7 protein-coding genes and 2 pseudogenes are annotated in these 11,095 nt (G+C 74.7%); 2 read left to right on the top strand and 7 right to left on the bottom strand.

The genetic code is table 11. The features are described 5' to 3' along the window. From VR45_RS01050 to VR45_RS01060, 3 genes are all read right to left on the bottom strand, one after another. On the bottom strand, positions 1–1,263 hold a 1,263-nt coding region (locus VR45_RS01050; RefSeq protein WP_045937771.1), incomplete at its 3' end, for a UvrD-helicase domain-containing protein. Positions 1,264–1,380: 117 nt separating this feature from the next. Beyond that, positions 1,381–2,058 (bottom strand): response regulator transcription factor, encoded by a 678-nt coding sequence (locus VR45_RS01055; protein ID WP_045937772.1) that lies wholly within the window; start codon positions 2,056–2,058, stop codon positions 1,381–1,383. Next, positions 2,051–3,460 carry an ATP-binding protein gene (locus tag VR45_RS01060; protein ID WP_053649185.1) on the bottom strand — a complete coding sequence of 470 codons (1,410 nt, stop codon included), beginning with the start codon at positions 3,458–3,460 and terminating at the stop codon, positions 2,051–2,053. The genes VR45_RS01055 and VR45_RS01060 overlap by 8 nt, the downstream gene beginning before the upstream one ends. 261 nt (positions 3,461–3,721) lie before the next feature. On the opposite strand from VR45_RS01060, the gene VR45_RS01065 reads away from it, so the two are divergent. Both VR45_RS01065 and VR45_RS01070 read left to right on the top strand, forming a co-directional pair. Further along, on the top strand, positions 3,722–5,272 hold the full coding sequence (locus VR45_RS01065; RefSeq protein WP_045937774.1) for a PspC domain-containing protein: 1,551 nt from the start codon (positions 3,722–3,724) through the stop codon (positions 5,270–5,272). Then, the gene (locus tag VR45_RS01070; RefSeq protein ID WP_045937775.1) at positions 5,269–5,484 is read left to right on the top strand and encodes a hypothetical protein; all 216 of its coding nucleotides are present in this window, start codon (positions 5,269–5,271) and stop codon (positions 5,482–5,484) included. Before VR45_RS01065 ends, VR45_RS01070 begins: the two co-directional genes overlap by 4 nt. A 74-nt stretch (positions 5,485–5,558) precedes the next feature. Here VR45_RS01070 and VR45_RS48215 read toward each other — a convergent pair whose 3' ends face one another. The 4 genes and pseudogenes from VR45_RS48215 to VR45_RS01085 all read right to left on the bottom strand — a co-directional run. Then, a complete protein-coding gene (locus tag VR45_RS48215; protein ID WP_353612650.1) occupies positions 5,559–5,999 on the bottom strand; it encodes a Rieske (2Fe-2S) protein in 441 nt (146 codons plus the stop codon). A 57-nt stretch (positions 6,000–6,056) separates the two neighbouring features. Next, a pseudogene (locus VR45_RS48220) lies at positions 6,057–6,584 on the bottom strand (DoxX family membrane protein); the annotation flags it as partial. Positions 6,585–6,831: 247 nt separating this feature from the next. After that, the gene (gene guaA, locus VR45_RS01080; protein WP_045937776.1) at positions 6,832–8,427 is read right to left on the bottom strand and encodes a glutamine-hydrolyzing GMP synthase; all 1,596 of its coding nucleotides are present in this window, start codon (positions 8,425–8,427) and stop codon (positions 6,832–6,834) included. 1,105 nt (positions 8,428–9,532) lie between these two features. Next, positions 9,533–11,095, bottom strand: a pseudogene (locus VR45_RS01085) (hypothetical protein); the annotation flags it as partial.

An 11,095-nucleotide genomic window follows, 5' to 3' on the forward strand; every position in this document is an offset into this window, starting at 1 on the left:
GCCGACCACCTTCTCGCCGTCGTCGCCGGCCGTCCAGAGCTTCTTCGCGCGCCGGTTGGCGTTGCGCTCGATGACGGCGTTGGCCGCGCTCAGGATGGTCTGGGTGGAGCGGTAGTTCTGCTCCAGCAGGATCGTGGTGGCGTTCGGGTAGTCCTCCTCGAACTGGAGGATGTTGCGGATCGTCGCGCCGCGGAAGGCGTAGATCGACTGGTCCGCGTCACCGACCACGCACAGCTCGGCGGCCGGCACCTCGGCGAGCCGGCCGGCCGCCGGGTCGACGAGGTCGCCGTCGACGGTGCGCTTCGGCGCGGCGGCGACCGCGCCGCCGCTCAGCTCCCGGACCAGCATGTACTGGGCGTGGTTGGTGTCCTGGTACTCGTCGACCAGGATGTGCCGGAACCGCCGCCGGTAGTGCTCCGCGACGTCGGGGAAGGCCTGGAGCAGGTTCACCGTCGTCATGATGATGTCGTCGAAGTCGAGCGCGTTGGCCTCGCGCAGCCGCCGCTGGTAGAGGAAGTACGCCTCGGCGAGCTTCTTCTCCATCGGGTTGGCGGCCTGGTCGGCGTAGGTCTCCTCGTCGATCAGCTCGTTCTTGAGGTTGCTGACCTTCGAGGTGAAGGACTTCGGCGGGTACTGCTTCGGATCCAGGTCGAGGTCGCGGCAGACCAGGGCCATCAGCCGCTGCGAGTCGGCCGAGTCGTAGATCGAGAACGACGAGGTGAAGCCGAGCAGCTTGGACTCGCGGCGCAGGATCCGCACGCAGGCGCTGTGGAAGGTGGACACCCACATCGCCCGGGCGCGCGGGCCGACCAGCTGCTCGACGCGCTCGCGCATCTCGCCGGCCGCCTTGTTGGTGAAGGTGATCGCCAGGATCTCGCCGGGCTGCACGCCGCGGGCGCCGAGCAGGTGGGCGATCCGGTGGGTGAGCACCCTGGTCTTGCCGGAGCCGGCGCCGGCCACGATCAGCAGCGGCGAGCCGGCGTGCAGCACGGCCTCGCGCTGCGGGTCGTTCATGCCCTCCAGCAGCGCCGCCGGGTCGATCACCGGGCGGGCGGCGCCGTTGCGGTAGAACGCGTCCCGCTCGGCCTGGGCGGCGTGGTCGGTGTGGAACAGCCCCTCGGGGATCGCCTCCTCGAAGGCGTCGTACGGGACGTCGTCCTCGTACGGCGGCGGCTCCTCGTCGATCGGCGGCGCGGGCTGCTTCGACCCGGCGGCAGGGGCCTCGAAACCGGGGAGCGGGAGGTCGTCAAAGAGGCTATTCATGGCAATGACGAGTCTATGGCCACCCACCGACAACCCCGCCCGGCCCTTGACAGGACCGGGCGGAGCGGGCGGTGCGGGCCGGGCCGTGCAGGCCGCCGACGGCCGGAACGGGAGCGGTCAGACCAGCCGGCGGGCGGTCGCCCAGCGGGTCAGCTCGTGCCGGTTGCTCAGCTGGAGCTTGCGCAGCACCGCCGAGACGTGGCTCTCCACCGTCTTCACCGAGATGAACAGCTGCTTGGCGATCTCCTTGTAGGCGTAGCCCCGGGCGATCAGCCGCAGCACCTCGCGCTCGCGCTGGGTGAGCCGGTCCAGGTCCTCGTCCACCGGCGGGGTGTCGGTCGCCGCGAAGGCGTCCAGCACGAAGCCGGCCAGCCGCGGCGAGAAGACCGCGTCGCCGTCGCCGATCCGGAAGATCGCGTTGACCAGGTCGGTCCCGGTGATCGTCTTGGTCACGTAGCCACGCGCCCCGCCGCGGATCACGCCGATCACGTCCTCGGCCGCGTCCGACACGGAGAGCGCCAGGAACTTCACGCCCCCCTGCTCGCCCATCAGCCCGGCCGAGCGGCGCAGCACCTCGACCCCGCCGCCGCCGGGCAGGTGGACGTCCAGCAGCACCACGTCGGGCCGCGTCTCGGCCACCACCCGGACCGCGGACTCCACGTCGTCGGCCTCGCCCACCACATCGATGCCGGTCGTCTCGGTGCGCCCGATCTCGGCCCTCACCCCCGTCCGGAACATCCGGTGGTCGTCCACCAGGACGACCCTCGCTCGGCGCTCCGGCGCTGCCTCAGTCATTGGCCCTCTCCATCTCCAGCTCGACCTCGGTCCCGCCGTCCGGCGCGGGCCGCACCCGTGCGGTGCCGCCGTTGCGCTTCATCCGGCCGAGGATCGACTCGCGTACGCCCATCCGGTCCTCCGGCACCGTGTCCGGGTCGAAGCCGGGTCCGTGGTCGCGGACGAACACCATCACGGTCCTCCCCTCGACCTCGGCGTAGACCTGGACCGGTCCCCCGCCACCGTACTTGGCCGCGTTGACGGTCGCCTCCCTCGCGGCCTGCATCTGGGCCGCGATCCGGTCGTCCATCGGGCAGTCGCCGACGACCACCACCTCGACCGGGACGCCGTGCCGGTCCTCGACCTCGGCGACCACCGCCCGCAGGCTCTCCGCCATGGTGTCCGGCGCCGCCTCGGCGACCGCCTCGGGGCGGTAGAGCCACAGCCGAAGTTCGCGCTCCTGGGCCCGGGCGAGCCGCAGCACCTCCTTGGGGTCCTCGGCCCGGCGCTGGATCAGGGTCAGCGTGTGCAGCACCGAGTCGTGCACATGGGCGGCGATCTCGGCGCGCTCCTGGGCCCGGATGCGGGCGGTGCGCTCGGCGCCGAGGTCCTGCCACATCCGCAGCGCGTACGGGCCCACCAGCACCAGCACACCCGCGAGCACCGCCAGCGAGGCCTCGACCACCGAGCCGATGGTCGAGCCGCTGCCCTGGGTGGCGAGGAAGGCGATGATGCCGGCCACCACCAGCAGCACGCCCGCGCCGACCCGGGTGAAGGCGCCGCGCCGCTTCTCGCCCTCCTCCAGGCCGAACCAGCGCTGCCAGCGCGAGTCGTCGGCCTGCCGCCAGACCAGCGCCACGCCGACGCCGATCGCCAGCAGCGGCCAGGTGTACGGCTTGGCGGTCTGCACATTGAGCGCGTTGAGCAGCGCGATCACGCCGATCACCAGCATCACCAGGGCGGCCAGCTGGCCGAGACCGCCCTGCCGCTGGCCCGCGCCGGTGCCCGTACCCGTACCGGCGGACGGGGTGCCGGGCGCCGCGGCCGCCGGCCCCTCGCCCAGCTCGACGGGCTCGCCGCGCAAGGTGTGCTGCAGGACCTCGCGCATCCGGCCGATCCAGCCGCCACGCCGGCCGCCGTCCTCGTCCGGCTCCCCGCCGCGCCGGCCGCCGCCCTTGCTCAGCTCCCCGCCGCCCACCGTCCCGGCACCCACCGGGACGAAGGTGCCGTTGACGTACAGCCAGTGCGGGCCGCCGCCGCGCCGGGCCGGCTCACCGATGCCGATCGGCACCACGAACCAGAAGGCCGCGTACAGCAGCCCGCCGAGCCCCTGGGCGAAGAACAGCACCACGAAGGCGATCCGCACCCAGCTGACGGGCAGTCCGAGGTGCACGGCCAGTCCGTGCGCGACGCCGCCGAGCATCCGCCCCTGCGGGCTGCGGTACAGCCGGCGGTACGGCGGCTTCCCGTCGCCGGGCACGGACGGGTCGGCACCCCCGGCCGACGCGGGCTCGGGGGCGAGGGGACGGGGATCGGAACCGGGTGCTGCCACGGCACCGATCGTTCCACGCGGGCGGACCCGCACGCATCAGGGTGAAGCCCTGACCCTTCTCAGGGACAAGTCAGGGTCCGAGCAGGGGCGGGACCGGTTGGGCCCGGCTCCGGCACCCACCAGGATGGTGGCATGACCGAAGACCACCGCACCGAGGAGCTCCACGAGGCCGGTCCGGGTACCCGGACCGCCCCCGACCGGCCGCCGCTGACCCGGGCCGAGCGCCACCGCGTGGTCGCCGGCGTCTGCGGCGGTCTCGGCCGGCACCTGGACATCGACCCGGTGGTGTTCCGCGTCGTCACGGTCGTGCTCTGCCTCTCCGGCGGTCTCGGTCTCTTCCTCTACGGACTCGCCTGGCTGATCGTGCCGACCGAGCCCGGCGCGGACGGCAAGGGCGGCGGGCGCTCGGGCCGCACCGAGCTCCAGCGGGTGCTCACCGGACGGGTGGACGGCCAGTCGGTCGGCGCGGTGCTGCTGACCGTGATCGGCACCGGCGTCTTCTTCTCCTCGATGGGCGACGGCGACCAGCTGTTCCCGCTGCTGCTGCTCGGCGGGATGGTGTTCCTCGCCGTCCGCTACGACCCGGAGCGCCGGCGCGGCCGGATCCGGGGCCGGCGCAACCGCCGCCACGGCCACGGCTTCGGGCACCCGCACCTCCACGGCGCGGGCGACCGGCCCGGCGGCCCGTACGACCGCTGGTTCCCGGACGCCGGACCGGACGCCGGGGCCGCCGCGAGCGGCTACCGCTGGCCGCCGGAGGAGGACGACGCGGACGCCCGGGCCCGGCACGCCCGGGAACGGGCCGCCGGCACCGTCCCCGCCGACACCCCGCACGCCGGTCCGACCGGCTACCTGTGGGACCCGCGCCACCCCGAGCGCAACCCGTACGGCGGGGAGGCACCGGCCCCGCCGGCCCCGCCCGCGCCGCCGTACGGCACCCCGGCCCCGCCGTACGGCACCCCGGCCCGGCCCTGGTGGCAGCGGGCCGACCTGCCGCAGGGCGACCCGCTGCGCAAGGAGACCGGCCCGACCCCGCCGCCCGCGCCGCGCCCGCCCGTGGTGGTGCACCGGCGCGAGCGCTCCCCGCTCGGCCTGATCGGCCTGCTGCTGGCGGTGGGCGCGGCCAGCGCGGTCTGGTCCGCCTCGGCGGACGGCGGGACGGCCGTGGCGGCCGGCACTGTGCTGGCGACGGCGCTGCTGGTGATCGGTCTGACCCTGCTGCTCGGCGCCAAGTTCGGCCGGGCCCGCCGGCTGGTGGTCCCGGGTGTGCTGCTGACGGTCGCGCTGACCGCGATCGGCCAGTCCTCGGTCTCGGCGCAGAACCTGCTCGGCGAGCGCTCCTGGACGGCCGTCACGGCGGTCGAGCTGGAGCCGAAGTACACGCTGGGGATCGGCTCGGCACGGCTGGACCTCGGCGGGCTCGACCCGGCCGGCGCGACCCTGGCCACCGAGGTGGAACTCGGCGCCGGGGACCTGACCGTGACGGTGCCCCCGGACGTGACGGTGAACGTACGGGCCGAGGTCGGCCTGGGCCAGGTCCGGGTGCCGGGCCTCGACGGCCCCGACGACGGCCCGGGCAAGCGCAGCTACCAGGTGCTGCCGGCGAACGGACAGACATCCAAGGGAACGCTCGACCTCGCGCTGCGGATCGGGCTCGGCAACATCAAGGTGGTCCAGAAGTGAGGAAGCACCAGCTCGATCTCTTCTCGCTGATCGCGGGGGGCCTGTTCACCGTGATCGCGGTGCTCTACCTGGTGGCGGCGGTGAACGACGTCTCGGTGAACGGGCGGATCGTCATCCCGGTCACCTTCATCGTGCTGGGCCTGGGCGGCCTGGCCGGGGCGGTGGCGGCGGCGGTCCGCCGCTCCCGGCCGGAGGAGCCCCGGCAGGACTGACCCCGGCAGGAGCGGTCCCCGCGGAGCCGATCCCCGCAGGTCCGATGCTTGCGGGACCGGCCCTCGGAGGGCCGTCAGCTCTCCGGCGGCCCCAGGCGCAGCTTGTCGCCCTCCTTGGTGACCCGGTACTTCGGCAGCGGCTTGGTGGCCGGCCCGTTCAGCACCGCCCCGGTCGCCGCGTCGAACCGGGAGCCGTGGCACGGGCAGTACAGCTGACCGTTCTTCGGCGCGTCGACCGCGCAGCCGGAGTGGGTGCAGACCGAGGAGAACGCGCAGTACTGGCCCGCCTTGGGCTGCACCACGTAGACCGCGTCACCGCTGGCCGGGTCCTTGACCTGGGCCGAACCGCCGACCGGGACGCTCGCGGCGTCCACCGTGACGGGCGGGCCGGCCGGCGCCGGGGCCGCGGGCTGCTTCGCCTTCGCGGCTGGCTCGTCCCGCCCGAAGGTGGCGGTCAGCGAGCCGGCGAGCAGCCCGGCCCCGCCCATCGCCACGGCCGCGATGCCGCCGTCCATCAGGGCCCGCCGCCGGACGTGGTCCTCGTGCAGGCCGCGGAGCCGGTCCCGGCCGGACCGCCGGGCGAGGTAGCCGTCCACCGACAGGTAGGGGGTGCCGGCCAGCAGCAGCGGCGTCCAGGCCATCAGGTAGACGAGGTCGTTGCCGAGGTAGTAGGGCGAGACGTTCCAGCTGACGGTGAGCCAGAGGCTGAGGCCGATCAGGGCCCCGCCGGCGGCGGCGAGCCGGCCCCAGAGGCCGAGCAGGGTGCCCAGGCCCACCGCCAGCTCGCCGAAGGCCACCAGCAGGGCGAACGGCGTGGGGTGGTCGAGGGCCGGGCCGAGCAGGAAGGAGATCGGGCTGGAGCCCTTGGCGGCGCGGGTCTGCGAGACGAAGGAGGCCGGGTCGCCGGCGCCGGCCAGGTAGTGGCTGTCGGAGAGCTTGTCGAGTGCCGCGTAGACGAAGGTGACCCCGAGGAAGAGCCGCAGCGGCAGCAGCGCGAGCCGCGAGCCGGCTGCCTTCCAGGCGGCGACCCGCCCGGTTCTGCCCGCCGGTCCCGAACCCTCGCCGGCACCCGGGGGCGGTCCGGCCGTACCGTCGCCGATGCTGGCGGCCGGACCCGGCCCGGCCGTCACGGAGCTGCTGGCCTCCGACATTCCCCACACCTTCCTCGCCGGCCCGTCACCGCCTGACAGGTCCGGACGCATTCTGCCCGGTCGTGAACGCTTTCGGTGGGAGGGCCCACCCGCCGGGTGCCCGTGGACACGGAACGACCGTGCCGCCGCTCCCCGGTACGGGAGCGGCGGCACGGTCGTTCAGATCCGGTTCAGGACCGGCCGGGGCGGGGAGTGCTCACTCCCACTCGATGGTGCCCGGCGGCTTGCTGGTGCAGTCCAGCACGACGCGGTTGACGTCGGGGACCTCGTTGGTGATCCGGGTGGAGATGCGGGCGAGCACGTCGTACGGCAGACGCGACCAGTCGGCGGTCATGGCGTCCTCGGAGGACACCGGGCGCAGCACGATCGGGTGACCGTAGGTACGGCCGTCGCCCTGGACGCCGACGCTGCGGACGTCCGCGAGCAGGACCACCGGGCACTGCCAGATCTCGCGGTCCAGGCCGGCCGCGGTCAGCTCCTCGCGGGCGATCGCGTCGGCCTCGCGGAGCAGGTCCAGCCGCTCCTCGGTGACCTCGCCGACGATCCGGATGCCCAGGCCCGGGCCCGGGAACGGCTGGCGCTGGACGATCTCCTCCGGCAGGCCCAGCTCCTGGCCGACCATCCGGACCTCGTCCTTGAACAGCTTGCGCAGCGGCTCGACCAGCGAGAACTGCAGGTCCTCGGGCAGGCCGCCGACGTTGTGGTGGGACTTGATGTTGGCGGTGCCGGTGCCGCCGCCGGACTCCACCACGTCCGGGTACAGGGTGCCCTGGACGAGGAAGTCGACCGACTCACCGTGCTCGCCGGCCTCGGCGACGATCTCGGCCTGCGCCTGCTCGAAGACCCGGATGAACTCCCGGCCGATGATCTTGCGCTTCTCCTCCGGGTCGCTGACGCCCTTCAGCGCGGTGAGGAAGCGCTCCTTGGCGTCGACGACCTTCAGCTGCACGCCGGTGGCGGCGACGAAGTCCTTCTCGACCTGCTCGGTCTCGCCCTTGCGCATCAGACCGTGGTCGACGTAGACGCAGGTGAGCTTGGAGCCGATGGCCTTGTTGACCAGGGCGGCCGCGACCGCCGAGTCGACGCCGCCGGACAGGCCGCAGATGGCGCGCTTGTCGCCGACCTGGGCGCGGATCAGCGCGACCTGCTCCTCGACCACGTTGCCGGTGGTCCAGGTGGGGGCGAGGCCGGCGCCGCGGTACAGGAAGTGCTCCAGGACCTGCTGGCCGTGGTCCGAGTGCAGCACCTCGGGGTGGTACTGGACGCCGTAGAGCCGGGCCTCGTCGTTCTCGAAGGCCGCGACCGGCACCACGTCGGTGGAGGCGGTGACGGTGAAGCCCTCCGGGGCCGCCGAGCAGGCGTCGCCGTGCGACATCCACACCGAGTGCTGGGCCGGGACGCCCTCGAACAGGGTCGAGCCGGTGCGCGAGACGACCAGCGGGGTGCGGCCGTACTCCCGGGCACCGGAGTTGTCGACGGTGCCGCCGAGCGTCTTGGCCATCAGCTGGAAGCCGTAGCACATGCCGAAGACCGGCACGCCGGCCTCGAAGATCGCGCGGTCCAGCTGCGGGGCGCCGTCCTCGTAGACCGACGAGGGGCCGCCGGAGAGGATGATCGCCTTGGGGTTCTTGGCGAGCATCTCGGCGACCGGCATGCTGCTCGGCACGATCTCGCTGTAGACCCTGGCCTCACGCACCCGTCGGGCGATGAGCTGGGCGTACTGGGCACCGAAGTCGACGACCAGGACGGTGTCGGTCTCAGGCGCGGACTGGACGGGAGTAGCAGAGGACACAGACGGCCTTCCGGCAGCGGTACGAAAGGTGCCGCACGCGGCGCATCCCTCGGAGGGCGGGCGCCGGGCGACAGGCGGGGGTCTGCCGTCGAGTCTACCGGGCTGGCCGGTTTCACTCGTCTGCCCGCCCCCGCGGCCGTGACCGCCGCGGCGGCCGGTTCGTTGCTCCGGGCGGACCGTACGACCGCGCCGCGTCCGCCAGACGCGTCACCCCGCCCCGGCCAGGGCGCCCCGTACGGCTGTGCAGGACCACGCGTGGAGCTCGAACCAGTCCACCGGCGCGCGTGGCGCCGTCGCGGAACCGGCCAGACCGGGGAGCGGCGCGCCGTGGGACCGTGCGCGGGTGCTGCGGCCGGCCAGCAGGGGACAGCGAACCCGGCCGTGACTGGACCAAGGAGGTGGGGCGGTCGGCCGCCGGGGACGCCCGGTGCCGGCCGCCGCACCCGGCGCACCCCGACCCCGTCCCCGCGCCGCTACGCGCGTCTCCGTGCGCCCCGAGCGCTGCCACTACACACCGTGATCATCGTTGCCACTCTGCCGCCACCCCGTCCGGTACCCGGCGGGGCCGCCCCGGCCCGGGCCCGACGACCGGCCCGGCCGGAAACGGCCTGTACCGAATCATGCCGAATCGGTTGCAGAGCAAGCCCTTCGTCCAGCACGATGCTGCTTGGAAGAGGTTCTCCCGATGGCCTGAGCGCCATCTGCGGAGTGCCGATCGATGCCGCCGAGACCCGCGGTGGCAACGATTATCACCTCACGCTCCGTGAGCGAAGGCTCGACGCAGGCATGCGTCCGGGACCACCGCCACGGCCTTGTGCGCCCGCGCGCGCCGGCCCACCCCGCCGGAGCCGCGGCGACGCGCGACCCATCGACCGACTGACCGGACGGCGCTCCTCCCCCGGCGCCGTCACCCCAGCACCGGCGCGGCCCTGACGCCGGGTGCTGAGCGACAAAGGGCCCCGTTCCCCCGCGGGGCCCTTTGCCCTGTCCGGGGTCCGTTTCCGGCCGACTCCCGTTTCCGGTCGACTCCCCGTTTCCGACCGGCTCCCTGTTTCCGGTCGACCCCCCGTTTCCGACCGGGCCCCCGACCGGGCCCGGGTGCCGGCTACGGCCGCCGGCTCCACACGCTCGGGTCCACCGGGCCGTCGTCCTCCGGCGCCGGCCGGGCCGGCGGCCGCCCGTCCTCCGAGCCGACCACCTCCAGCACCATCGGCGTCACCCCGGCGGACTCCGCCCCGGGCTCCCCCGGGCCCCGGTCCGCCGGCGGCGCCGGCCTCCGGTCGCGGGCCGCCAGCAGCGGGGGCAGCGCCAGCGCGCCGACGGCCGCCCAGACCGCGTTGGCCACCAGCAGCGTCCACGGCACCAGGGCCAGCGAGTCCTCGAAACCGGACTCCCGGGACCGGCCGAACGGGTCGAGCACGGACTCGGTGGACACCAGCGTCCCCGAGACCAGCATCAGCAGACTGAGCGCGACCGCGTACACGGCCGCCAGCCGGAGCCGGTCCGCCCGGTCCAGCCGCCGCCGGTACGCCGTCCAGCCCAGCACCGCGGCGGAGACCAGCGCGAGCAGGGCGGACCAGCGCCAGTCGGTCCCCGCGGCGTGCGGGTCGAAGAAGGAGTACTCGTCCACGTCGCGCGGGTCCGGCTGCCAGTCCGGCGCCCCGCCGGGCGCGGTGGAGCTGCTGACCCGGAAGGTCGCCCCGGAGCCCACCCCGAGCAGCAGCAGACCGAGGTTGGGCAGGAAGGCCACCGCGGCGCCGGTCAGATCGCCGTCGACCCGGACCGCGACCACCACGAAACCGGCCGCCGCCGACAGCGCGACCGAGACCGTCAGCGCGCGCCCGGCCGCCAGGCCCGCGACCGCCCAGCCGCGCACCGCCCGGTTGCGCCAGGCCGCCCAGCGCAGCGCGTCCGTGCCGTGCACCGCGAAGGCGAGCAGGCCGGCCAGCAGGGCCGTCCACGCGACCGCCTCCCACCAGCCGGCCGAGGAGCTGTAGGTGGTCCGGCCGAGGAAGCTGGCCGAGGCCGCGGCGTCCAGGCCGAAGCGGGCGCCGCCGGGGTGCCACTGCGCACCGCCGACCAGGCCGAGCAGCAGGGTCACGGCGGCCGCGGCCACCGCGGTGCGCACGGCCTCGCCGGCTGCCTGCCGACGGGTCTGCTGCTCGCCGGTGCGCTGCTGCCGACGGCGCGCGCCGACCCGCAGGCCGAGCCAGAGCGTGAACAGCCAGAGCGCGGTGACGGTCATCGGCAGGGCGCGGAACACCGAGGAACTGCCGCCCCCGGAGGTTTCGAAGCCCAGCCGGTACGGCGCGCCGAGCGCGCCCAGCGCCATCGCCAGCGAGCTGCCGAGGCGCTTGCCGAACGACGGCGCGTCGAGGGCGCCGGAGTAGTAGGCGCTCTCCGGGACGGCGGCGATCAGCGCGGCCAGCAGCAGGACGGCGGTCGGTGCGACGACCGCCCGCAGGGCCGGGCGCCAGTCGGCGCCGGTGAGCCACGCGAGGGCGGCGGGCCGGGCACCGGCCGGGTCGTACGGCCGCCCGGCGCCCCAGCTCCCCGCGACGGGCGGCGGGTCCGGCAGCGGCGGGGGCAGCACCGGCGGCGGCAGGTCGGGCTTCGCCGGGGCCGGCTTCGTCAGGGCCGGCTTCACCGGGGCCGACGGCGCGGCGGG

This window comes from Streptomyces sp. NRRL S-495, from assembly GCF_000966955.1.
Taxonomy (GTDB): domain Bacteria; phylum Actinomycetota; class Actinomycetes; order Streptomycetales; family Streptomycetaceae; genus Kitasatospora; species Kitasatospora purpeofusca.

What these genes read in the sequence shown, in the direction of transcription:
- VR45_RS01055 (WP_045937772.1), bottom strand. Translation starts at nt 2,058, where the DNA reads ATGACTGAGGCAGCGCCGGAGCGCCGAGCGAGGGTCGTCCTGGTGGAC.
- VR45_RS01060 (WP_053649185.1), bottom strand. Translation starts at nt 3,460, where the DNA reads ATGCTCGGCGGCGTCGCGCACGGACTGGCCGTGCACCTCGGACTGCCC.
- VR45_RS01065 (WP_045937774.1), top strand. Translation starts at nt 3,722, where the DNA reads ATGACCGAAGACCACCGCACCGAGGAGCTCCACGAGGCCGGTCCGGGT.
- VR45_RS48215 (WP_353612650.1), bottom strand. Translation starts at nt 5,999, where the DNA reads ATGGACGGCGGCATCGCGGCCGTGGCGATGGGCGGGGCCGGGCTGCTC.